The following is a 24,247-nucleotide window of genomic DNA, read 5'->3' on the forward strand; positions in this document are numbered from 1 at the left end:
ATTCATCCACACGGGAAAAAGGATTCTCTCAGGGGGTGAGTGAACACTGCTCACAAAGCAAAAATCCGGGAAACCTCAAGCTGCAATCTGTGGGCAAAACCGGGATACTCCCCTGAAGGCGGTGTCGGGATGCAATGACGGCTGAACTTGCAACGTATGTCCAGCTTTGCCGCTTTTTGCCTGGACTTGTCCTTGTCATATGGACTTCCCGCTGCCGTTCTCACCCCCTCTGCCCAGGTCGATCCTGCTGGCTGGGCTGGGCTTTCTTTCTCTCGTCTGTGGTCCTTCTGGCAGTCGCATCGCGGCGGCGGAGGTCGCACCACCGTTGATCAAGGAGGCATCGCAGGGCCAGCCTTGCGCCGTTGCGGCACGTCCGGTTGATCCCTTTGAAGAAGTCTGGCTGCAAGTGGGCGCGCGCTCCTGCCTCAAGTGTCACAAGCCGGGTGGCGATGCCGAGGACAGCAAGTTTGTCCTGCGCGATCCAGCCAAGGATTCCAGCCCGCACCAAGACGAGTCCCGGCAGCACAACCAGACGGCCTTCCAGAAGATGGCGGGCGTGCGGGAGAAGGAAGGCTTTCTCATGCTGGTGAAGGCCGCGGGAGGCCTGGATCATGGAGGTGAGGATGTGCTCAAGCCTGGCTCACCGGGCTTCCGTACCCTGGAACAGTTTGTCCAGCAGGTGGCATCTGGAACTTTGCCAGCCACCACCCCGGGGCCTGCCATGGCCATCGAGCCACAGGGAGATTTCTTTGAAGGCGTGGCGATGATGGAGGATGGGAATCTCTTGCGGAGGCTCACCCTTTCTCTGGCCGGCCGGCTGCCCACGAGGGATGAGGAAAGCCAGATCGGTCAGGGCGGGCTCAAGGCTCTCGCTCCGGTGCTGGAGACTGTGATGAAGGAGGAGGCCTTCTACGACCGGTTGGCAGAGGCGTTCAACGACATCTTCCTCACCCGGGGTTATGGAGAAGGTGCAGAAAGCGCCCTCTCCTACGAGCACTTCAGCACCACCCGTCACTGGACGCAGAAGCACGACCTCAGCAGCATCACCGACGAGAAGGCCCGCCAGAAAGCGCGGTACAAGCTGGCCGATGACTACCGGGAGGCGTTGCTCCGTGAACCGATGGAGCTCGTGAAGCACATCGTGCGGGAGAACCGGCCCTTCACGGAGCTCGTGACGGCGGACTACATCATGATCTCGCCCTACACTGCGCGGGGCTACGGACTCTTTGAGGAGCTGAAGGGCCGGTTTAAGAATACGGAGGATCCCTTTGAGTATGTGCCCGTTCGCCTGCCGTCCCTGAAGAACCGCACGGGGAGGGACCATCAGGAGTCTCCCACCGGCTTCTATCCGCATGCCGGGATGATGAGCCTCTTCCAGTACCTGCGGCGCTACCCCACCACGGAGACGAACCGCAACTGTCTGCGAGCCCGCATGTACTACCAGCACTTCCTGGGGGTGGATGTGATGGAGCTGGCGGCACGGGTGAAAGACGCCGCTGCAGTCACGGCCAAGTTTGAGGTGCCCGTCATGCAGGCCTCGGAGTGCGTGGTGTGCCATCGCACCCTGGATCCGGTGGCGGGGGTGTTTCAGGATTACTACAGCCTCGAAGGCGTGTTTGGTCCGCGGAAGGAGGGCTGGTTCAAGGACGTTTTTGGTCCCGGGTTTGAAGGGGAGGACCTGCCCGCTGATCAACGCTGGCGGGCCCTCCAGTGGCTGGGGGAGCACACCGCCCGCGATCCGCGCTTTGCCAGCACCATGGTGGAGCATGGGTTCTATGTGTTGACAGGGCGCAAGACGCTGCTGCCACCCAAAGATCCCGCCGAGCCGCACTACCGGGCGAAGCTGCACGCGCAGCAGGCCCAGCATCGTGAGGTGGCCCGCATTGCTGCGGCGTTTGTGCAGTCGGGCTACAACTTCAAGGCCATCCTCCAGGGCTGGGCGGTGTCCCCTTTCTACCGTGCCGACGGGCTGGCGGCCCAGGATCTGGCGACGAACCCGGAGCGGGCAGAGGAGCTTGGGGATGTGGGGCTGGTGCGTCTGCTGACTCCGGAGCAGCTGGAGCGCAAGGTCACCGCCATCTTCGGCCGCGGCTGGGGGCGCCTTCAGGATCCTCAATTCGCCCTTCTCTACGGCGGCATCGATTCCAAGGAGGTCACGGAGCGCGCTACGGATCCCAGCGGGGCCATGGGGGCCATCCAGCGGGCCATGGCGAATGATGTGGCCTGCCGGAACGTGCCGAAGGACTTTTCCAGGCCGCCGGCGGAGCGGAGGTTGTTTCCTAAGATCGATCCAGATGTCGCACCCGGCTCCTCCCCGGAGGCCGACCTCCGGATCCGGGAGGCCATTGCGCATCTGCACCACCTCATCCTCGGACGGAATGATGCTCCGGACTCCCCGGAGGTGGGCCGGATCTATGATCTCTTTGCCGGAGTCATCAGCGATGCCCAGGAGCGCCAGGGGTTTGAGCCGCTGGACATCTACGCCTGCCGCGTGGAGGGCGAGGGCCGCATCAAGGACCCCCGCTACATCATGCGCGCCTGGCGCGCCGTCGTCACCTGCCTGCTCCGGGAGCGGGACTTCCTCTACGAATAGCCACCCAGCATCATGAGACGTGATTTCCTAAAACTGTGTGGTCTGGCCGGTTTGGGCGTGGCGGCACCCGTGGCGATTCCCGGGTTGGGATTCGCCGCAGAGGAAGCCCGCAGTGCCTCCGCCAACCCGGATGCCTTTGAAGGGCCGTACTACGTGGTCTTCAACGCCTCCGGCGGCTGGGACACGACCTATCTCATGGATCCCAAAGGCACCGACGGCATCAACCGTCTCTATGGGAACGGCGACATCCAGACCCGCGGCCAGTTGAAGTTTGCTCCCAACGCCGCCCACATGGAGGCCGGGGCGGGCATGAGCAATGAGGACTTCTTTGCCGAGTTCGGCAGCGAGCTCCTGGTGGTGAACGGCCTGGACTATTCGGTGAACAACCACTCCCCTTGTGCCCGCTACATGGCCACCGGGCATCTCGACAGTCTGGCCTACCCCACCTTCGCCGCGCTGGTCGCCGCCTGTCGGGGACCGCAGTGTCCCCTCGCCTACCTCACGTTTGGCAACTACTCCAACACCGGGAACCTCGTGCCCATGTCGCGCATCCCCTACCTGCCCTCCCTCCAGCGGGTGGCGAATGCGGACAGCGTGGAGGGCCAGCAGCGGTCGCCCTATCACGATGACTTTGTGCTGGACCGCATCGAGCGCACGCTCAAGGCGCAGACCGATGCCCGGCTCTCCCGTCAGGTGCTGCCGCGGGTGGAGCGGGCCGAGAGCATGCTCTACGCCGCCCAGATCAATTCCAAGGCCCTTCAGCGGGTGACTCCATACATCCCGGCGGAGATCCCCAAGGCCCGTCTCGCCCAGCAGGTGGAGATCGCCCTCGCCTCCTTCAAGGCGGGCGTGTGCGTTTCCGCGAACTTGACCATCGGCCAGTTCGACAGCCACGCAAACAACGACAAGGACCAGATGAAACTCATCCCGGAGTTCCTGGCCGGCATCGCCCACCTCATGCGCCGGGCGGAGGCGCTCAAGATCCGGGACCGGCTGGTGGTGGTGATCCAGAGTGAGATGGGGCGCACACCCCAGTACAACAAGGGCAACGGCAAGGACCACTGGTCCATCGGCTCCGTCATGTTCATGGGCAAGGGCATCCAGGGGAACCGCGTGATCGGCGCCACGGACGAGAAGCAGTTTTGCGTGCCGGTGGATCCCGCCACCCTGGCCACGAATGCCGAAAAGGGCGTCCGCCTCCGCCCCGAGCACATCCATGGGGCACTGCGGGAACTGGCCGGCATCACCGACCACCGCCTGAGCGCGCAGTTTCCTTATACCGTGCCCGCCACAGAGCGGCTCCAGGGCCTCTGGGGGTGAGGCTGGTCCGCTGCTGACTTGTATCAGAGGCGCACGGGCGAGACGAAGGGATGGAGGTCGCTCCGCGGCACCAGGATCTTCCCTGGCACGGCCGGGCTGTGCAGACCCACGAGATGCTTGCGCTCCTCGTCCGCAAAGAGCGGCTCCTCCTTCATGGTGAAGACCGCCTTGCCTTCGTGGAGTTTACCATCGCTATCCGTGCCCCGGTAGTTGTAGATGAGTCCCACCTGTTTCCCATTCGCGACGTTGGGCGTCACATTCGTGATCTCCAGCGTCACTACTTCGGACCGCTCGCCGCAGCGCTTGGCCAGCGTCAGCTGGCGGAGCATGCCGATGCCACCCCAGGTCGAGAATCCTCCGATAACAATCCCCATCACACCCAGGAACCCGATGGCCAACCAGCGACCGGTGCTGGCCTCGATCGCCCATGAAAGCGCCACCTTCTTGGGATCGCTCTCCAGATACCGCGCCTCCTGCCGCTGTTCCTGGTCCACGCTGGTCAGGAATGTGTCGAACTTCACATCGGCACTATGGGGTTGCATCTCCTTGTCACCATACCGAACCACCAGGGAATATTCGTGGAACACAAAGTTCTTGGTCCGCTCGCTGCCATGCACTTCGGTGAAGGTGGCCGGAATGCCCGTCTTCCAGATCTTGTGATCCTCCAGAACATCCGTGATGGACTCTTTTTCGACAAAGACAAAGAGCACCAGGAATCCCAGCCCCAGCAAAATCAGACCGATGCCTCCCAGGATTTTCTTGGTGGCAAAGGAGCTCCGGACCCGGAGCGGACGATCAGGAAAAGGAGTGATCATGGCCGATAAGATTCGGGGATCGTAGCTGGAGGTCGGGTCGGTGAGCAACACAACTTTTTGTTTCGAAGTGCGCCTGGCGAAGAGGACAGCGTAGAAGAACCGTTCCGGTGCCTGTGCCTGGGAAGCTCGGGGAGCGCACGCATCCCTGCGTGCTGTTCGCGGCATCTTGCCGCGAACGTCAGGCGGCACATGAAATCGCATCCGCCTGAGGTGGAGGTGTTGATGGCGGTGGGGAGAAAGCGGATGCTGTCGGCCTTCCCACCTGATCGTCCTCTGCGGAGGTACCCAACGTTGACTCGCTTAGGGCTCGTCCAACGTTGGGCTGTGTTAGAGATCCCATTCTGGGATCAACTTCGAACTGAGACGGGCACGTCCAAGTGGCCGCCAAGGAACCGACGCCTTCCAGGCACTCAGTCGAAGTTTTTCCTCGAAGAGGATAAGGCTACAAGCCCGATGTTGGCGAGCTTCAAGCGAGCCTACGTCGGGTACAAGATTTTGGAAATTCTACTCCGAAGGAGTTGTAGCGGTCTGACGGCCTTTCGCATCCCAGGTTCCATGGCAGGCCGCTTCATGCGCTCTCATCGCTGACTGCTGGATTGAGGGTGCTTTTCCTCCGGCGGTTGTGCAAGCACAAACCGCCGCTCCTTGGGAAGCCACTATGAACCGGGCCCCTCACTCCTCCTTGGCCTTCTCCTTCTTCTTCCCACCACCCCCGCCCCCGGCCGCACGACCACTTGGCTTCGCCGCGTCATACGCCGGGTTGGCTGTCGGCAGCAGGGATCCCGTATCTTTCACCAGACGCTCCATCTCCGCTTTCAGTGTCTTCACCACCTCGGGCTGCGCCGCTGCCACATTGGTCTTCTCTTCGGGATCGGTCTTCAGGTTGTACAGTTCATACGAATCTTCCTCGAACCAGTGGATCAGCTTCCAATCCCCCTGGCGCACGGCGGTGCCGGGAGCGCCGCCCTGGTTGCCATAGTGCGGATAGTGCCAGTACAGGGTGCGCGGTTTGCCCTCCGCGGTCTTGGGTTCCTGTTTCAACACAGGCTTGAGATCCACGCCATCGCCGGGATACCCCTGGGGAAGGGATGCTCCGCCTGCCGCCAACAGGGTGGGGTAGAAGTCGGTCCCGATCACGGGTTCATGAATCACGCTGCCCGGCTGAACCACCCCGGGCCAGCGCACCAGCAACGCCTCGCGGATGCCGCCCTCGTACATCCAGCCTTTCCCACCGCGCCATGGAAGGTTGGATGTCGGAGACCCCTCGCTCGTGGAGAGGCCGCCGTTGTCGGAGGTGAAGACCACGATCGTCTTTTCCTTCAGGCCCAGTTCGTCCAGCCTGGCCAGCACCTTGCCCACCGCCTGGTCCATGGCTTCCACCATGGCCGCATAGACGGCGTGTTCCTGCACCTGCCGCACTTGACGGGTGTCCTCCTGCCCCCACTCGGCTTTCAGCCCCAGCTTAGCCTTTTTGGCCTTGTACTTCGATTCCAGATCCGGACGCGCCATCAGCGGAGTGTGCACATCATAAAAGGAGAAGTAGGCAAAGAAGGGCTTCTCTTTGTGCTGCTCGATGAACTTCACGGTCTCCGTGGCGAGCCGGTCCGGGAGATGTTCCCCGGGAGGGCCGTCCGCCAGACGGGGGTTGCCATAGGGCGAGAAGTACTTGTTCCCGCCGTAGGGGCCGCCACGGCCGATCCCGCCCTGGTTGACGTCAAATCCCTGGTCCTCCGGGAACCAGCCCTCGGGGCCCAAGTGCCACTTCCCGGCGAAGAAGGTCGCGTAGCCTGCGGTCTTCAGGGCCTCCGCCATCGTCACTTCTTCCAGCGCCAGCCGGTCGCCGTAGGGGGCAGGCAACAGCTTGGTGTTGCGCTTCCATTGCTCCGGCTTCATGGGCGCGCCGATGTAGTCCGTGATGCCGGTGCGCTGGGGGTACTTGCCCGTCAGGATGCTGGCCCGGCTGGGCGAGCACACCGGGCAGGTGGAATAGGCGTCGGTGAAGAGCGCCCCCTCCTTGGCCAGTCGGTCCAGGTTCGGCGTCTCGTAGAAAGTGCTGCCGTAGCAGGCCAGATCACGCTGCCCCAGATCATCTACTAGGAAGAACACGATGTTGGGCTTGGCGGATACGGCGGGGGCTGCACCGTCGAGGAGGCTCCCAGCCGAGAGCAGGCCCAGGGTGACCAGGAGGAAAGGGAAACGGATCATGATGACGAGGTTGCGGGCAGTGGGAACGCTGGCTTCGGCCGCCTTTTTCATCACGAATCGTCCGGTGGCCCCCTACCCATGGCCGACATCCAACTTTGGGTGTCGTTTTTCCCGGTTGCGCCGAGGCCGGACCTTGCCAGCCTGTGCGCCCGCTTCTGCTTCTTTATTCCAGCCGATGTTTACCCTCCTTGGTACCGATCCCCACAGCCTCGCCCGTCGCGGTCGGCTGGTCACTCCTCATGGGGTGATCGAAACGCCCATCTTCATGCCCGTGGGCACCCAGGGTTCGGTGAAGACGGTCCATCCCGTGGAGTTGGAAGCCATTGGAGCCCAGATCATTCTGGGCAATACCTACCACCTTGCCGTGCGACCCGGCATGGAAGTCATGCGCGAGGCGGGAGGCTTGCACGCCTTTGCCAACTGGAACAAGCCCATCCTCACGGACTCCGGCGGTTTCCAGGTTTTCTCTCTGGGGAAGCTGCGCAAGATCAAGGAGGAAGGCGTTCACTTTCAGAACCATGTGGATGGTTCGCCGATGATGCTTGGCCCGGAAAGCGCGATGGAGATCCAGTCCATCCTTGGCTCAGACATCGCCATGCTTTTTGACGAATGCCCGCCTCACCCCTGTGATGCGGCGTACGCGGCCAAGAGTCTGGACCTCACCCTGCGTTGGGCCAAGCGGTGCCGTGAGTGGGTGGACAAGAACCAGCCCATGACCAATGGGAAGCCCCAGCTGCACTTCGGCATCGTCCAGGGTTCCAGCTACCCCGAACTGCGGGCCAAGTCCGCCCGGGAACTGGTCGGCATCGGCTTCGATGGCTACGCCGTCGGCGGGGTCAGTGTGGGCGAGCCCGAGCCTGAAATGATGGCGGCCGTGGAGCACAGCATCCCCCACCTGCCCATGGACAAGCCCCGCTACGCCATGGGGCTGGGTACCCCGCCCCAGATGATTGAGATGGTCGCTCGTGGGATCGACATGTTCGACTGCGTGCTGCCCACCCGGCTCGCCCGCCACAGCACGGCTTTTACGGACGAGGGGACTCTCAACCTCAAAAACAACACTTTTGCCCGGGATTTCCGTCCCATCAGCGAGGACACCCACCCACTTTGCCGCGGATTTACCCGCGCCTACATCCGTCACCTGATCAAGGCCGGGGAAATCCTGGGATTGCGGTTGATTTCCCTCCACAATCTGCATTTCTACCTGTCCCTCATGTCGCGTGCCCGAACCGCCATCGAGGAGGGTTACTTCAACGAGTTTCGGAAAGAGTTTACCGCCAAATACCAACCCCACAAGGAATCATGAGTTTTTCAAGCATCATCGTCATCGCCCAAGCAGCTCCCGCAGGTCAAACAGGTGGGGGACAGAGCACGATCATCATGATGGTGCTCATGATGGTGATGATGTACTTCATCCTCATCCGCCCCCAGCGCAAAAAGCAGAAGGAGCAGGAGACCCTTCAGAAGGCCCTCTCAGCCGGGGACGAAGTGGTCACCATCGGCGGGGCCCACGGCGTGGTCGCTACCGTCAAGGAGAAGACCGTGGTGGTGAAGTTCGCCGAAGGAAAAGTCGAATTTGACCGCACCGCCATCGCCTACAAAAAAGCCAAGGCCGAAGAAGCCACGGTGGTTGACGATAAGAAATAAGTTTTTGCACCGTCTCATGACGCCGCCTTCAGGCCCTATGGCCCGCCGGGCGGCGCCTTTTGTTTTTCATCCCGCATCCTCAAAGTCAGTGCCATGAATACACCGCAAATCACCTTCATCTGGGGCGCCGTCCTGCTCTTCCTGCTGTTTTACTATCTGGGCACGACCATTCACCGGACCAAAAAGATCATCGGTACGGTGCTGACCATCGGGGTCAGTGCCTTCTGCATCTGGGCGTTCGCGGGACTGGGAATCAAAAAAGGCATCGACCTTGGCGGCGGCAGCTCCTTCACGGTGCAGCTCCAGCCGTCCATCGATGACAAAGGCCAGCCAGTCCCCCTGTCCCCGGCAGCTGTCCAGCAGGCCATCGGCATCTTGGAAAAGCGTCTCAACCCGGATGGCGGCAAGGATCTTCTGACCGCCCCCCAGGGCACGGACCGCATCCTCATTCAGATGCCCGGCGTGCATCCTGATGAAGTGGACAACATTCGTGAGACCATCCAGAAGGTGGCTCACCTGGAGTTCCGCCTCGTCCATCCCCAAGGCGACTCCGCCCTGGCCCAGATGAAGGCCACCGGCCAGCCGGTCATCGGCTACACCGAGCTTCCCGGTAAAAAAGACAAGGAAGGTAAGCGTGAAGTCGCCAGCTACCTGGTGAAGAGCCGCGCTGACCTGGAAGGCGAGCACGTCGTGCAGGCTTGGCCCGCGCTTAACCCGGAAGGCTGGGTCATCCACCTCAAGCTGGACTCCGCTGGAAGCAAGATCTTTGCTGACCTGACCAGCGCCCACATCGGGGAGAACCTCGCCATCATCGTGGACGGTGAAGTGCTCTCCGCTCCCACACTTCGTTCGGCGATCACCGGCGGCAATGCGGAGATCTCCGGCAAGTTCACGCAGGAAGAAGCCCAGGAACTGGCCTCCGGTCTTGAGAACCCCCTCAAGAACCCCATGACGATCATTGAGGAGAGCAACGTCTCCGCCGCCTTCGGTGAGCAGACCATCCAGCAAGGTATCCAGACCGGCTGGGTCTCCACCATCCTCGTCGCGCTGTTCATGCTCATCTACTACCGCTTCGCGGGCCTCATCGCCCTGATCGGTTTGGTGGTCTGCATGCTCCTGGTGTTCGGCTCCATGGCCTTGTTCAACTTCACCCTCACCATGCCGGGTATTGCCGGTATCGTGCTCACCATCGGTATGGCGGTGGATGCGAACGTGCTGATCTACGAACGTCTGCGTGAAGAAATGGCGGCCGGGAAGACGCTCACTGCCGCCCTTGAGGCCGCGTTTGAAAAAGCCTTCTCCGCTATTTTCGACGCCAACATCACCACCTTGTTCTCCGCCGTCATTCTCTTCTACCTCGCCACCGGTTTGGTGAAGGGTTTCGCGGTCACGCTCACGGTCGGCATCGTCGGCACCATGCTGGGTGCCCTCATCGTCACCCGCGTGTGCTTCAACTGGTTCATTGACGCAAACCTTCTGAAGAAGATCACCGTCACCCACATCATCCCGAACCGCACGTTCGACATGTTGAAGTGGTCCAAGCCGTTTGTGATTGGTTCCTTCGGCCTCGCAGCCGTGTCCCTCCTGGTCTTCCCGATCAAGGGCAAGGACGCCATCGGCATCGACTTCCGTGGTGGTGCGATCACCCGCTTTGAAGTGACTGCTGGCAAAACAGTGGCAACCGAAGGCGTCGAGAAATTCCTCAAGGAATCCAGCATCCAGGGTGCCTTCGTCCAGGCCAGCTCCAACGCCACGGCCAACCTCATCACGGTTCGCAGCGAGTATGACGACGGGACCAAGGTGAAAGAACTTTTGGAGTCCAAGTACAAGGGTGAGCTCTCCGGCGGGCAGACGGATCGTGTGGGTTCCATCGTCGGCAAGGAACTGGCCATCCGTTCCTCCATCGCCTACGGCCTGGCCATGCTGGCCATCTTCATCTACCTGGTGGTCTTCTATGAGTTCGCCTTCGCTGTGGCGGCCATCGTGGCCCTCTTCCATGACTGCGTCATCGCCATCGGTCTCTCGGTGCTCTTTGGCCAGCAGCTCTCGGTCATTCACATCGGTGCCATCCTCACGGTGGCGGGTTACTCGATCAACGACACCATCATCGTGTTCGACCGTATCCGGGAAATGCTCCGCACCCATCGTGGCAGCATCCGCGACATCATGAATGAGGCCATCTCCGCCACCTTGAGCCGTACCTTGCTCACCAGCTTGACGGTACTCATGTCCATGATCGTGTTGTACTTCTTCGGCGGCCCGTCCATGAAGGAGTTCGCTCTGCCGATCATCATCGGCGTCGTGGTGGGTACCTACTCCTCCATCTACATCGCCTCCTCCCTGGTGCTCTGGTACGGCCGGGTCACCGGTCGTGGTCTGCAGCGCCATGCCTCGGATTCCTCCGTGAAGGCTCCTGGTGCCGCAGCGTAACGCGAGGTTTTCGTAAGATACCGCTTCAAAACCGCATCTGCCTCCGGGTGGATGCGGTTTTTTCTTTGGCGGTATCATGAAACGCAGGCTAAAAACGACATCAGGAAAACTTGAAAGTGAGAAGCTCCCGCCCCTTGCGTCTCCCGTGAAGCGGGTTAGCGTCCGATTGGTCCATCAATCCCCTCCCAAGCCGGCATGATGCCCGAATCCCTGGCTCAGAATGCCCTGCCCGAGCAGCCCACGACGGAAGCCTACGTCGTGCAGGAACGCGTGGCGATTGGCACCGCGGGGATTGTGTATCGCGCCATTGAGACGGCCACAGGGCAGCAGGTGCTTTTCAAGCTGCTGTCGGGAGAAACGTCGAACCCCATGGACCCAGCCTGGGTGCTGGAGCGCGCTCCGGTGTTGAAGCAGATCCGGCATCCGCACATCGCCACCCTGCTGGATGCTTACGATGATCCTGAAGGCTGTGTGCTCGTGTACGCCTATCAGGCCGGTTGGGCGGGCAATGCCTTCCCGTCCCAGCGACTTTTAGCCGATGCCGATGAAGCTCGCGAGGTGGCCCGCCAGCTCTGTGACGCCATCATGGTCGGGGAAAAGTCGGGCATGCCCCATGGCGATTTGAAGCCCAGCAATCTGATCATCACTGACCAGGGTACGGCAGGGCTGAGTTTGTTGGTGCTGGACTGGGGCCTTTCCGAGTGCCGGGCGAATCCACCCGTGGAGACCCTGCAGTTCATGGCTCCCGAGCGGCTTATGGGCGGCCCAGCGACGGTTTCTGGTGATCTCTTCTCTCTAGGAGCGACGATCTGGTATCTCCTCACGGGGAAACAACCGGTGGAGGGCAAGACGCGCGAGGCCCTGCTGGCCTCCTGGCAGCAGTTTGATGCGGCCTCCATCACCTCGTTCCGCGCCGATGTGGATCCTGCCTTTGCCCAGTGGTTGGGTTGGCTCTTGAAACTCGACGCCCGGGATCGGCCCGGCTGGGTGTCTCAGGCTACCGAGGTGCTCAACCGACGTGCTCAGGCGTCGGCACCCCGCCCCGTGGCACCGCGGCTCGTGCCCCCGAAGCCGGCTGGCCCTGCGCCCGGCCCGCCTGTGGATGCGAATGCCCCCACGGCCCGGCTCATTGCCACGCCCACCACCCACCTCGCGACAGGTGGTTCCCCGCGGTTCTTCTCACCAGACCGACTGGCGGGTGTGTTCTTTTTCGTCTGTATCCTCGCCGGTGCCGCCGTCGCCTTTGTCTGGTGGGCTGAGAGCAAATGGGGCGCAGAATGGCCGACGGAACTCGCCAAGTTCTGGAAGGCGATGTGGCGGTAGGGCGCGGGCCGCAAGCGGCCCGTTGAGACGCTACGCTGGTTGAGATGCCCGCAAGCGGGCTGTTGAGACACCGCTTCGCGGTTGGTTGAGACGCTGCGCTGGTTGGGGAATACCGCAGGAAGGATTTGGATCGCCACCGTTGTCGCGCCATGTGCTGAACCTGATGTGTTACCCATGTTTTGAACCTGGAGGCTCCCCTCTGTAGCATCGGGCGACGGGATAGGATCTACAGGCAACACTTGATTCTGACTGTCACCGCCGGGGTTCGGATGCCGGAGGCAACCCAGCTATTAGCCGGATGGTTGAAGGAGCGGAGCGACTGATACCTCCGGTATTGTCAAAGAATTCCCCGACCCCGGAGGGGTCGCAGCAACGGCCGCTCCACCCATTGGCAGGCAGGTCATGTCACCAGAAGCGCGACTGAGCGGGGCTGGGAACCCCCGCTTTCTGTACCCGCCCGCGGCCCACCCCGCACCTCAGGTCTTAAGTCTTTGAATCTTGTGTCTCAAGAGCAGCACCCTCACCTCCCTCCCACCGCTCCGGGCACCCGCGGATCATGCACGGGCTCGAACTCGCCCTTTGCTTCATCCCATCGTACCCCTTGACTGACGCCGATGCCGACGCTGCCGGCTTCTTTGACGGTGTGGCCGCGTTGTTTCATGGCTTCCAGGATCTCGGGGCCGAAGGCGGGTTCCATGCGCAGCTCGTCGGGTGACCATTGGTGGTGAATCCGTGGAGCGGCGATGGCGTTTTGCAGGGTCAGCTTGAGATCCAGCACATTCACCAGATTCTGCAGAGTCTGGCTGATGATGGTGGGCCCGCCGGCGGCCCCCACGCTGAGGAAGGGCTTGCCGTCCTTCACCACGATGGTGGGGCTCATGCTGCTGAGCGGTCGTTTGCGGGGCGCTACGGCGTTGGCATCTGAACCCACGAGCTTGAAGGCATTGGGCGCACCGGGGGCTGCGGCGAAGTCGTCCATCTCGTTGTTCAAGATCACGCCCGTGCCCGGCACAATGACCTTGCTGCCAAAGGTGGTGTTCACTGTCTGCGTCAGCGCCACCCAGTTGCCCGCGGCGTCCGCGGTGGACAGGTGGGTGGTGTGCTTGAGCAGGTCGCCAAACACGTCCGTGTCAGCGCGGGGTGGTGTCCCATGTCCTGGCACCGCCACGGCTGGGCCACCGGGTTGGATGCGGTTGGCCAGAGTCTTGGCGTATGCTTTGTCCAACAGACCTCGCGGCACCGGAACAAAATCAGGATCTCCCAGCCAGTAGGCGCGGTCAGCAAACGCCGCCTTCATGGCCTCGGCCGTGGTGTGGACGCGGTCAGTTGGAGACAGGGCAGGGAGGTCGAAGGACTCGAGCACATTCAGAATCTGGGCCACATGCACGCCGCCGCTGCTGGGCGGTGGGAAGCCGATGATCTCATGGCCGCGATACGTGGTGCGGAGCGGTTCGCGGAGCTTGGGCGTGTAGGCGCAAAGATCGCCTTTCCGTAGGACGCCACCGTTGGCTGCCATCCAGTCCCCCACCCGGTTGGCGAAGTCGCCTTCATAGAAGGCCCGGCTCCCTCCGGCAGCGATGGCGCGCAGGGTGGCGGCCAGATCGGGCTGCTTGAGGATGTCCCCTTCCTTCAGTACGCTGCCGTCGTCTTTGAAGAAGAGGGCTTTGGTCGCAGGAAACAAGGCCAGCTCCTTCTTCGTGGCGGCTAGCTTGCGGGCGTACACGGCATCGAGGGCAAATCCTTCTTCAGCGAGCTTGGCAGCGGGCAGCGCGATGTCGGCCAGTTTGAGCTTGCCAAACCGTTCCAGCGCCAGGGCATATCCCGCCAGGGCTCCCGGGGTGGCTACGGCCAGCGGCCCGGTCTTGCTGGCCTCTGCATCCACTTCACGGGGCTCAGTGGTGCCCGGCTTGAGGTACATGTCCCGGCTGGCCAGCGCGGGTGCTGTCTCGCGGGCATCGATGGCGGTCACGCTTCCGTCTGCGGCACGGATCAAGATGAAACAACCTCCGCCCAGCCCGGAGTTGTGCCCATCCACCACGCCGAGTGTGAGGGCGGTGGCGATCGCCGCATCCACGGCGTTGCCGCCTTGTTCAAGGGCTTTCACGCCTGCCGCCGTGGCCAGAGGGTGCACCGATGCTACGGCTGCCTGCTTCCACTCGGCGGCGTGAGATGGTTCACAGAGGAAAACCGACGACAGCAGCGCGCCCGCTGCCGTGATGGAGCACAAGAAAGGACGACGCCGTTGCATGGCCCGCATCGTACCAGTTTGAGCGGGTGCGGCGCATCTAGATTTTCCGTCTTAACTCAGAGCCCGGCGCCTACCTTGCCGAGCGCCTCCGCCAGGGCCTGCCATTCCTCCGCGGTCGTCTCCCAGCCGCCGCTGATCCTCAGCACCCGACGCCACTCCTCTACTGGGGCGTGAATGGCCTGCATGACGGATGAGGCGCCCTTGTCCCCGGCGCTGCAGGCGGACCCAGTTGACACCGCGAACCCGGCCTGACTCAGGCGGCCGAGCCATTTCCGGTGATCATGAGCGGGCAGAACAAACAGGCTGGTGTTCCAGAGGCGGGACACCTCCTGTCCCACAATCCGCGTCCCCGGAATCAGCGAGCACAGGGTTGTTTCAAAGGCATCGCGCCAGGCACTCTGCTGGGGCACGACGGAAGCCAGTGTCTCTTCCACCGCCTCCAGCGCGGTCACCATGGCTTCGATGGCCGGATAGTTTTCCGTCCCGGCCCGGCGACCCTCCTCCTGGGGGCCGCCCCGGGCAAGATGGAGGAGTTCGTTTTCATCTCGAACCAGCAGGAAGCCGATTCCCTTGGGGCCACCGAACTTGTGGGCGCTACCGGTGAGGTAATCGCATTCGCCGAGGCCCGTCAGAGGCAACTTGCCGATCCACTGGCTGGCATCGCAGTGGTAGGGCACCTGTCTTGCCCGGCAGAGGGCGGTGAGATTCCGCCACGGATTCAAGGTGCCACTCTCATTGTTGGCCGCCATCACGGTCACCAGGGCGGTGTTTTCCGGCTGGATCAGCCGGTCGGCTGCCTCCAGGTTCAGGGAGGTGTCGGCATGCGCCGGCACCTTGAGGAGGCGGCCGCGGAACTCATGCTCCAGCGGCTCGGCCAGGCTGGGGTGTTCCGTGCTCGATGAAACTACCTTCGCCTCCGGCCCTGACTTCTGGGCCAGCCACCGCACCAGGGCGTTGTTGGATTCCGTCGCGCCGGAAGTGAAAATGACGCGGCCCGGGTCGCAGCCCAGCAGATCCGCGAGCCGTTCCCGCGCCCCTTCCAGGTGGTGTTTCACCGCGGCCGCTTCGCGATAGAGGGACGAAGGGTTCTGCCAGCAGCGGTCAGTGGCCTCCAGCCAGGCCGCCCGCGCTGCAGGATGCAGGGGCGTGGTTGCATTGTGGTCAAAGTAGCCGCGCATCATGAAATAATACTGATTTCCTCAATCCCCGCCCAGGCGTTCTGCCCCGGCATAGACATTCATCCGCCCACCACGCAGGAAGCCGACCAGCGTCTGGCCGGACTCCCGGGCAAAGTCCACCGCCAGGCTGCTGGGGGCGGACACGGCGGCCACCATCCCGATGCCCCCGGCGAGTGCCTTCTGCATGAGCTCAAAGGAAACCCGGCCGCTAACTAGCAACACGTGGCGGTCCAGAGGCAGCCGGTCCTGCCGGAGGGCAAACCCGAGCGCTTTGTCCAGGGCGGAATGGCGACCCACGTCCTCCCGTGCCACCACGAGCTGACCCTCGAGGTCGAAGATGGCGCTGGCATGCAGCCCTCCCGTTTTTTCAAAGGTGAGCTGCGCGGCCCTCAGTTGATCGGGAAGGCTCCAGAGCAATTCGCGCGGCACCGTCCATTTCCACTCCCGGGGGGCGAAGGACTGAAACACGGACTCAATAGTGGCCTTGCCACAAACGCCGCAGCTGCTGCTCGCAAACACGTGCCGCGTGAGCTTGGACCAGTCCACCTCCCCCTTGGCCAGCAGGACATCCACCACCCCGCCGTAGCCTTCCGAGCGGCTGGGGCAGACGGAGATCTCAAACAGGTCCTTCGGGCTGGTGATGACTCCCTCGGTGAGGAGGAATCCTGCTGCCAGCTCTTCATCGTGGCCCGGGGTCCGCATGACGACCGCGATGCTTTTCCCTTCCACCCTCAGTTCTAGCGGTTCTTCTGCGGCCACTTCGTCCTGCAACAGCTCATCCGGCTGCCCGCGAAAAAGGCGGGTCACGGGGACAGAGAGTGAGGCGGGCAGGTTCATGGAGGGCTTCAAGGGTAACCACCAACCAAAACGGAACGTCTTCAAATGCAACGGGGATTCCTTCCCCTCGGATTGCCTCCATACGAAAGTAAATCGCAATCTTGCAACCCTTCTTGCTTTCCGGGTTTCCCTTCCTCAATTTGCGATCATGCCTGCGCCGAAGGGTCCTCATCTTCTCTGCCTGGCTCCTCTCCCGGGCAGGCTGTCGCATGCCCTGGCGGAGCGGTTTGTCTGCCACACCAGTCTCAACGATGGCGAGGAAACCTCCATCCGTGGCCTGGTGGGGTCGGGTAATGCCCTGTACCGGGAAGGCCTTTTGGACATCCTGCCGAATCTGGAAATCATCTCCGTCTTTGGCACCGGCTACGAGGGCGTGCCGGTGGATTACTGCCGGGCCCGCGGGATCCGCGTCACGCACACACCGGATGTGCTGACAGAGGACATGGCCGATGTGGCCCTGGCGTTGGTGCTGATGACTTCCCGCCGCCTGCTGGAGGCCAATCGCTTTCTGCATGACGGCGGCTGGCCGGCCATGGCGTTTCCTCTGGGCTTCAAGCCAGGCGGCAAACGTGCCGGCATCTTTGGGCTGGGCCGGGTCGGTCAGGCTATCGCCCGTCGCCTGGAGGCGCTCGGCATGCGGGTGGGCTATGCGGGACGGCGGCCCAATCTTACGGTGAGCTACCCGTTCTTCAGGACGCTGCACGATCTGGCTTTCTGGAGCGACTTCCTTATCATCGCCTGCCCTGGCGGTTCCGCCACCCGGCATCTGGTGGATGGCTCCGTGCTGGAGATGTTGGGGCCGGACGGGACGCTCATCAACATCACACGGGGTTCGGTGGTAGAGGAGTCCGCCTTGGTCCATGCCCTGGAGACAGGCACCATCCGGGCCGCGGGCCTGGACGTGTATGAGCGGGAGCCGCTGGTCCCAGATGAACTGACTCGCCTGCCCCAGGTGGTGTTGCTTCCCCATGTCGGCAGCCGGACGGAGGAGAATCGTGAGGAGATGGCGAGGATAGTCCACGACAATCTCATTGCCCATTTCCAGGGGCAGCCGCTCCTGAACGTCATCCCCGATCTGCGGACCACCACGCAACGCCGGTTGGAATCCGTCACGCTTTTTTCCTCGCCTCCGCCCGCAGTCGCCGCAAAGTAGCTGCATGATCATCGGCGTTCCCAAAGAGATCAAGGCTCAGGAGAATCGTGTGGCGCTGCTGCCCTCCGCTGCCTACCAACTGGTCAAGCGGGGGCACCGGGTGGTGGTGGAGACCCAGGCAGGTGCGGGATCCGGCTTCCCGGATGAAGAATATGCCAACGCCGGGGCGGAGATCCTGAGCACCCACGAGGCCGTCTTTGCCCAGGCGGACATGATCGTGAAGGTGAAGGAGCCCCTGCCTCAGGAGTACCCTCTGCTGCGGCCCGGGCAGATCCTTTTCACCTACCTGCATCTGGCCGCCAGCAAGCCGCTCACGGAGGCGCTCCTGGCCTCCCAATGCACTGGCATCGCGTATGAAACGGTGGAGGTGAACCGCCGCCTCCCCCTGCTGGAGCCCATGAGCGAGATCGCCGGGCGCATGAGCGTGGTGGTGGGTGCCTACTTTCTGGCCAAACATCACGGGGGCAAAGGCGTGCTGCTCGGCGGCGTCCCCGGCGTCCTTCCGGGCAAGGTGGTCGTCATTGGGGGGGGCACGGCCGGGGTCAATGCCGCCCGCATGGCCACGGGCCTGGGCGCAGATGTGACCATCCTGGAGGTGGATGTGGAACGCATGCGCTTCCTCGACATCACCCTCCACACCGCCCACACCCTCTACTCCAACCACGCCCATATTCTGGAAATGCTGCCCAGCGTGGACTTGCTCATCGGAGCGGTGCTGGTGCCTGGAGCCAAGGCCCCCAAGCTCATCACCCGCCAGATGCTCCAGGTCATGAAGCCCGGCAGTGTGTTGGTGGACATCGCCATCGACCAGGGGGGCTGCTGCGAGACCTCCCGCGCCACCACGCATGACCAGCCCACCTATGTGGAGGAGGAGGTCACCCACTATTGCGTGGCCAACATGCCTGCGGCCTATGCTCGCACGGCGACCCAGGCCCTGACCAACGTGACCTACCGCTACATTGAACTGCTGGCAGACCATGGGGTGCCCGGCGCATTCCAACGGGATGCCAATCTTCTTGATGGCCTTAACGTCTATAATGGACATGTCACCCATGCCGCTGTCGCCGACGCCCACGGGCTGCCGCATCTGGATGCGGACACGATCTTTGCGTCACGATAGTCCACTCTTTCGACATTTAACTGTTTTATCTAGGTTCGTTCCCCTCCTCTCTTTCACATGCCTCCCTCGCCTTCCTCATCCCGCCGCCGGTTCCTGTCCCAAGCTACTTTTGCCGGCGGGGCCTTTTTCATCAGCAGCCGCCTCACCTCCTGCGGCGGCAAGGCCAATGACGCCATCAATGTGGCCGTGGTGGGTCTCAAGGGCCGTGGTGGAGATCATCTGGCGAGCTACAAGAAAATCCCGGGCGTGCGCCTCGCCGCGATCTGTGATGTGAATTCCAAGTACCTGGCCGATGAAGCCGAGCGCCTGAAAAAGGAAGGTCTGACGGTGAAGACCTATCAGGACTACCGGAAACTGCTGGCTGACAAAGACATTGATGCCGTGAGCCTGGCCACGCCGAACCACTGGCATGCCCTGGGGGCGCAGTGGGCCATGGAGGCAGGCAAGGATGTCTTTGTGGAGAAGCCCGTGTCTCACAACGTGTGGGAAGGCCGCCAGATCGTGAATGCGGAGAAGAAGCTCAATCGCATTGTCCAGGGGGGCACCCAGAGCCGGAGCAGCTTTGCCATCCGTGAGGCTGTCGCCTGGGTGCAGGCGGGCAATCTGGGCAAGATCACCCTCGCCCGGGGTCTCTGCTACAAGAGCCGCCCCGCCATGAAGGTGCGCAAGACGCCTCTGCCCGTGCCGGCGGAGGTGGACCGTGACCTGTGGTTCGGGCCGGCCCCCATTGCAGACATCCGTCGTCCGCGCCTGGACTATGACTGGCACTGGCAGTGGCCCTATGGAAACGGCGATCTGGGCAATCAGGGCGTGCACCAGATGGACATTGCTCGCTGGTTCCTGGGTGAGACGGCCATTGCCCCCACCGCTTGGAGTGTCGGGGGGCGTCTTGGCTATGAAGATGACGGCCAGACCCCCAACACGCAGATCGTGTACCAGGGTTATGAGAAGGCCCCGCTGATCTTTGAAGTACGGGGGCTGCCCACCGCCAAGGACGCGGGCGAAGGCATGGACAAGTTCATGGGGGCTGGCGTAGGCGTCATCATCCACTGCGAAAACGGCCATGTGCTGGTGCCTGACTACTACAGCGCCATTGCCTATGACAAAGAGGGCAAGGAAGTGAAAAAGTGGGAAGGTGCGGACAACCACTACGAAAACTTCATCAAGGCCGTGCGCAGCCGGAAGCCCACAGAGTTGAACGCTCCACTGCTGGACGGTCATCTGAGCGCCGCGATCTGCCACACGGGCAACATCTCCTACCAGCTTGGTGAGAAGAAGGGTGTCGAGGAAATCAAGCAGACCCTTGCCCCGATCCCGGGCGCGACGGAGACGCTTGATCGCATGCTCCAGCACCTCCAGGCGAACGCCGTGGATCTCAATGCCACCCCGCTCACGCTGGGGCCGGTGCTGAAGTTCGATCCCGCTGCCGAAACCGCGACGGGCAACGAAGCCGCCAGCAAGCTGCTCACGCGTGAGTACCGCGCACCCTACGTGGTGAAGGCTTATCCCGCGTAAGGCAGTTGGAATAGTCGGAAGAAAAGACTTGGGCCTGCGCTTCCCCGGAACTTGGGGAGCGCAGGCCTGCTCTTTGATGGACGTCGTTTACGCTGGCCGGGTGAATTGCGGGATCTTCAGCGATTCCCCGCCCTTCAACGCCGATTGGTGGGCGATGATGCCGGGCACGGTGTAGGCGAGCGCTTCGTAGAGGTCCACGGTGGGCCGTCTTGTGTTCGCCAGCGCATCAATGAACTCGTGCGTCAGGAAGGTGTGGGAGCCGTGGTGTCCGCTGTTGTGGCGCAGCGGTTCTGGGAGCAGGTCGGTCTTCCACCAGTCTGGCTGCTCATAGGGAGTCAGCTTGGCAGCGACCAGCGGGAAGCCGGCGTCATCGTGGCCCTGCTCCTTGCCTGGCTGCCAGATGGCATGGCCCTGCCCCGGATTGGCTGCGAAGCTCATCTTGCTGCCGTACCAGTTGGCGCTCTCCCGGCCCCATACGGGTCCTTCCCACCAGATGCGCACCGGGAAGGGCGTGCCCCGGTCGCTGCGGAAGTGGGCGGTCTCGTTCCAGTACGGGTTGTTGCCGAAGGCGTTCTTCTTGCACACAGGGTGATCGTTCCCCCACCCTGAGCACGTCACCTCCACCAGCCGCTCCTTCGTGACGCTCACCAGGTGGGCGGTACAGTGGGTGGGGTAGAACATCGGCGGCACGCCATAGCGCCAGGTGGGCTTATCGGCGGAGCCATAGAGGACCCGCAGTCCTGGGTGCAGGTACTCGGACTCACAAGAAACCATGCTGCCCAGGGTGCCGTCCTCGTAGAACTTACGGGCACTGATGGTGAAGTCCTGGTAGTAGCTCGTTTCGGCCATCATGTAGGTCAGGCCGCTCTTCCGGGCGGTTTCCTCCAGGCTGTGTGCCTGATCCAGAGCCTCGGCCACGGTGGCGGCCATCACGGCTGGCACGGCGGAGATCACGTGCTTGCCGTGCTTCAGTGCGAGCACGGCATGCTCGTAGTGCTTGGGGCCGTCGGTGAAGACGGCGATGGCATCCAGATTGGGATCCTTCACCATCTCCTCCAGGGAGGCGTAGCTCTTGTCGCAGCGGTAGGTTTTGACCAGATGGGCACGGCGCTCGGGAATCAGGTCCGTAACGGCGGCGACTTCGCATTGGGGATGTTCATGCCAGTGGAAGGTCGCGCCGAAACGCCCGCCTGCGATGCCAAGGCGGACCTTCTTACCGGGGGTGGCAGCGGCGTTGCCTATGGGGACGATGCCCGCGGCAGCCCCTGCGGCGATGGTGGCGAGGAACTGGCGGCGACTGGGGCGGTCGGTGGAGGTGGAGGATTTCATGCTTGGGATGGAATCAAGAGTGGTTTTGCTGCCGTTATGTGAGCGTGACGTCGCCCTTTTGGGAATGGACGGCCCCTGGTGATTTCCTGCATTTTTTCAACCATGAACGTTCTGCCCTATCACCACGACTGGCCTCTGCTGGCCGACGGGCACTTTGGACTGCAAATGCACTGGTTTGGCCGCTATGCCGGGTACCCCGAGTGGGCGGTGGAGCGCAGCCGCCTCGCCCCGCAGATGATGAGTTTTTTCTTTGTGGAGAGTTCCTCGTGCTGGGCAGAGATCAATGGGACGCGACTGGAACTGGCTACGGGTGACTTCGTCATCATCAAGGGGGGCGATGAGTTTGAGTTCGGCCACGATCCTCGGGCTCCGCATGTGAGCCTCAGCGCAAGTCTCGCCATCTCCCAGGGAGGTGAACCCAACGTCCTCCTGCAGCGGGCCTTCCCGCGGCGCTGCTCCTGGCATTCGCATACGGAGTTCGTCTCGGAGTTTGAAAAAGTGCTGGCGGTGCTGGGCGGCACTACCGTGGGGCAGGGATTTGCCCTGCATGGCGCGGTACTCCAGTGGGTGGCGTATCTGATGCGCCATCTGCACGCCCCGCTTCAAAAGGGCGCGGTCACTCCCGGAGGCCGGCGCGGGCTGGATGCCATCCTCCATGCGCAACGGTGGGCCACAGAGCATCTGGCAGAGGAAATTACTCTGGCCGACTGGGCGGCTGCTGCCGGCATGGGGGCCGTGTACTTTGGCCGTCTCTTCAAACGTGAGACCGGGCGCCGCCCCATGGAGTGGCTCAACGAACGCCGGCTGCAACTTGCCGTGCAGCAGCTCATGCACTCACCCCGTGCGGTGGCTGAGATCGCCCAGGATTGCGGCTTTGTGTGCCCGTTCTATTTCTCCCGTGTCTTCCGACGCCGCTACGGCTGTCCGCCGTCCGATGTGCGGCGGCAACCGCATCAGCGATTGCAGTCTGCGTTGTAGCTCATTGCTTCACCGTCCCCCGCTTCGCGATCTCTCGGGTGTCCAGCACCTCGCCCTTCAGATTCTTGAACTGCACCTTCATCTTGTCCGAGCCAGCGGTGAAAGTCAGCAGCAGGTAGTTGTCCTGGCTGGCGAAGAAGGCGGACTTGGCATCCTTGTACGGTGAGCCGTCGCCCTTGAGGCAGGTATTGAAATATGGCAGGCCCCCTTCCAGCTCGGCGCGTTCGGCGAAATAACCAAAACCCGTGACCAGCGCGCTGCCTTTGCGGAACTGTTCATGCCACAGGCCCTTGGTCTTGCCTGCGAGCGAAGACTGGCGCTCGTTGTTGAGGGTGAAGACGAAGCCGTTGGTGGTCTCGGCCATGAGCTTCTTGTACCATTGGAACTGGTCAGAGCTTTCATCCCAGGCATGGCAGGTCTGCCAGGTGGTGCCGAAGTCGGAGATGTGGTTCAGGTCCAGGGCGACAAAGCGCACATCGAAGGCCGGGATGTCGAAATGCCAGCGCCATTCCTCCCCTGGCAGGGCGAAGAATTCGCGGTAGGCCGTGGCTTCCACGTCATAGACGGGCTCGGCGGGCGGCTTCGGACCGCGGGGTCGGACTTCACGATCATGGTTGCCCAGGATGGGAAGGAAGGGCGTGCTGCGGAACAGCTCAGGTTGCTGGTCAATGAGCGCGCTGAAGGCCTTCAGTCCGGGTGTGGCGGCCTCGTGCAGGCTCGGGACATTGTCCCCAGCGGTCAGTAGGAGGTGCACCTTGTCGTTCTTTAGTGCGGACAGATCCCGCCCCGGCGCATAGCCCCAGTCTCCCACGATGGCCACGCGGAGCTCACCCTGGTCCGGGAGGCTGTGGAACCATGCCTCGGGGCTGGTGTGGGTCCCCGTTCCCACGGTGTAGGAGTAGAGTGTGTTGGCGTTTGTAACGGGGATCTCCACGTGATGCAGTGTGCGTGTCCCTGGAAGACGCACTTCCTCCTGGGGAGCACCGTCTGCTGCCCGAAAGCGAACCACCGATTCCGCAGGTGACGCGGTCTCCCAGTTCACGACCAGCGCATTTGGAGTGTGAGACTGGTGAGTCAGCCAGATCCTCTCCACCTGAGCGTGGGCGCTTCCCGTGAACACGGCGGCTAGAAGGGTGGCAAAGGGGAGGAACCCGGAAAGAATGCGAAACAAGCGGTGTACCATCCGACCGTTACGACTTTGAAGAGGGTGGTTTAGCCCGGATTCGAACTCATTTTTGGGGCGATGGTGAGTCTTGGTGGGTTTTTTGGGGAGCGGAGCGACGCGCCGGACATCGTTTTGCCACTTTCTGACCGCGTTTCGCCCTTTCAAATACCCCTGAAGGACTTCCTTTTGAGGCTGTTGCGCATCTCCCTAAGAGTTTTTTGGAGATTTGCGGCTCTTCTTTTTTGGCCTCTGAATTCGCTAATGCTTCATCAGCCTTAATAAAATCACCAGCCTCTTCCGCATGGCACTAGGGCTGGTTGAGCGCGCCTCAATTCTTCGTCTCCATGCCATTGTTAAAGCAATGGGGATTCCGTGGCGAAACCAAAAAGAA

17 protein-coding genes are annotated in these 24,247 nt (G+C 62.3%); 10 read left to right on the forward strand and 7 right to left on the reverse strand.

The features are described from left to right. The first annotated feature begins 199 nt into the window (after positions 1–199). Together BV106_RS05735 and BV106_RS05740 are read left to right on the forward strand one after the other, a co-directional pair. Positions 200–2,593: a DUF1592 domain-containing protein gene (locus BV106_RS05735; protein WP_265595374.1), complete on the forward strand. Its 2,394-nt coding sequence runs from the start codon at positions 200–202 to the stop codon at positions 2,591–2,593. 12 nt (positions 2,594–2,605) lie between these two features. Further along, the gene (locus tag BV106_RS05740; RefSeq protein WP_038161832.1) at positions 2,606–3,913 is read left to right on the forward strand and encodes a DUF1501 domain-containing protein; all 1,308 of its coding nucleotides are present in this window, start codon (positions 2,606–2,608) and stop codon (positions 3,911–3,913) included. 23 nt (positions 3,914–3,936) lie between these two features. Here BV106_RS05740 and BV106_RS05745 read toward each other — a convergent pair whose 3' ends face one another. Then, a complete protein-coding gene (locus BV106_RS05745) occupies positions 3,937–4,728 on the reverse strand; it encodes a hypothetical protein (protein ID WP_038161840.1) in 792 nt (263 codons plus the stop codon). Positions 4,729–5,400: 672 nt separating this feature from the next. Further along, positions 5,401–6,933: a sulfatase gene (locus tag BV106_RS05755; protein WP_081891540.1), complete on the reverse strand. Its 1,533-nt coding sequence runs from the start codon at positions 6,931–6,933 to the stop codon at positions 5,401–5,403. Between the two features lie 175 nt (positions 6,934–7,108). Between BV106_RS05755 and tgt the strand changes: the two genes are divergently transcribed. From tgt to BV106_RS05780, 4 genes are all read left to right on the forward strand, one after another. Then, positions 7,109–8,239, forward strand: coding sequence for a tRNA guanosine(34) transglycosylase Tgt (gene tgt / locus BV106_RS05760; RefSeq protein ID WP_038161844.1), 1,131 nt, complete (start codon positions 7,109–7,111; stop codon positions 8,237–8,239). Continuing rightward, a complete protein-coding gene (yajC, locus tag BV106_RS05765) occupies positions 8,236–8,580 on the forward strand; it encodes a preprotein translocase subunit YajC (RefSeq protein WP_038161846.1) in 345 nt (114 codons plus the stop codon). The genes tgt and yajC overlap by 4 nt, the downstream gene beginning before the upstream one ends. A 93-nt stretch (positions 8,581–8,673) precedes the next feature. Next, a complete protein-coding gene (locus BV106_RS05775) occupies positions 8,674–11,010 on the forward strand; it encodes a protein translocase subunit SecDF (protein WP_051945194.1) in 2,337 nt (778 codons plus the stop codon). Between the two features lie 195 nt (positions 11,011–11,205). Next, entirely contained in the window at positions 11,206–12,333 is a 1,128-nt protein-coding gene (locus tag BV106_RS05780; RefSeq protein ID WP_038161853.1) for a serine/threonine-protein kinase, read from the forward strand. A 520-nt stretch (positions 12,334–12,853) separates the two neighbouring features. Here the strand turns inward: BV106_RS05780 and ggt are convergent. Genes ggt through fdhD form a run of 3 tightly spaced genes read right to left on the reverse strand, consistent with a single transcriptional unit; the run spans position 12,854 to position 16,596 of the window. Further along, entirely contained in the window at positions 12,854–14,581 is a 1,728-nt protein-coding gene (ggt, locus tag BV106_RS05785; protein WP_038161888.1) for a gamma-glutamyltransferase, read from the reverse strand. 56 nt (positions 14,582–14,637) lie between these two features. Next, positions 14,638–15,762, reverse strand: coding sequence for a cysteine desulfurase family protein (locus tag BV106_RS05790; protein ID WP_081891537.1), 1,125 nt, complete (start codon positions 15,760–15,762; stop codon positions 14,638–14,640). Between the two features lie 18 nt (positions 15,763–15,780). Next, on the reverse strand, positions 15,781–16,596 hold the full coding sequence (gene fdhD, locus BV106_RS05795; RefSeq protein WP_038161891.1) for a formate dehydrogenase accessory sulfurtransferase FdhD: 816 nt from the start codon (positions 16,594–16,596) through the stop codon (positions 15,781–15,783). A 148-nt stretch (positions 16,597–16,744) separates the two neighbouring features. Between fdhD and BV106_RS05800 the strand changes: the two genes are divergently transcribed. Genes BV106_RS05800 through BV106_RS05810 form a run of 3 tightly spaced genes read left to right on the forward strand, consistent with a single transcriptional unit; the run spans position 16,745 to position 20,384 of the window. Further along, positions 16,745–17,749 carry a 2-hydroxyacid dehydrogenase gene (locus tag BV106_RS05800; RefSeq protein ID WP_051945197.1) on the forward strand — a complete coding sequence of 335 codons (1,005 nt, stop codon included), beginning with the start codon at positions 16,745–16,747 and terminating at the stop codon, positions 17,747–17,749. A 4-nt stretch (positions 17,750–17,753) separates the two neighbouring features. Further along, complete coding sequence (gene ald, locus BV106_RS05805; protein ID WP_038161858.1) at positions 17,754–18,869, forward strand: alanine dehydrogenase; 1,116 nt, start codon at positions 17,754–17,756, stop codon at positions 18,867–18,869. Positions 18,870–18,926: 57 nt separating this feature from the next. Further along, positions 18,927–20,384: a Gfo/Idh/MocA family oxidoreductase gene (locus tag BV106_RS05810; protein ID WP_038161861.1), complete on the forward strand. Its 1,458-nt coding sequence runs from the start codon at positions 18,927–18,929 to the stop codon at positions 20,382–20,384. 87 nt (positions 20,385–20,471) lie between these two features. Here the strand turns inward: BV106_RS05810 and BV106_RS05815 are convergent, their stop codons facing one another. Further along, positions 20,472–21,713, reverse strand: coding sequence for a Gfo/Idh/MocA family oxidoreductase (locus tag BV106_RS05815; protein WP_038161863.1), 1,242 nt, complete (start codon positions 21,711–21,713; stop codon positions 20,472–20,474). A gap of 102 nt (positions 21,714–21,815) precedes the next feature. Here BV106_RS05815 and BV106_RS05820 point away from each other — a divergent pair, with 102 nt between their 5' ends. Next, entirely contained in the window at positions 21,816–22,691 is an 876-nt protein-coding gene (locus BV106_RS05820; RefSeq protein WP_038161866.1) for a helix-turn-helix domain-containing protein, read from the forward strand. Between the two features lies 1 nt (position 22,692). Here BV106_RS05820 and BV106_RS05825 read toward each other — a convergent pair whose 3' ends face one another. Continuing rightward, a complete protein-coding gene (locus BV106_RS05825) occupies positions 22,693–23,862 on the reverse strand; it encodes a metallophosphoesterase (protein ID WP_265595375.1) in 1,170 nt (389 codons plus the stop codon). Positions 23,863–24,247 lie beyond the last annotated feature (385 nt).

This window comes from Verrucomicrobium sp. BvORR106, from assembly GCF_000739655.1.
Lineage (GTDB): Bacteria > Verrucomicrobiota > Verrucomicrobiia > Verrucomicrobiales > Verrucomicrobiaceae > Verrucomicrobium.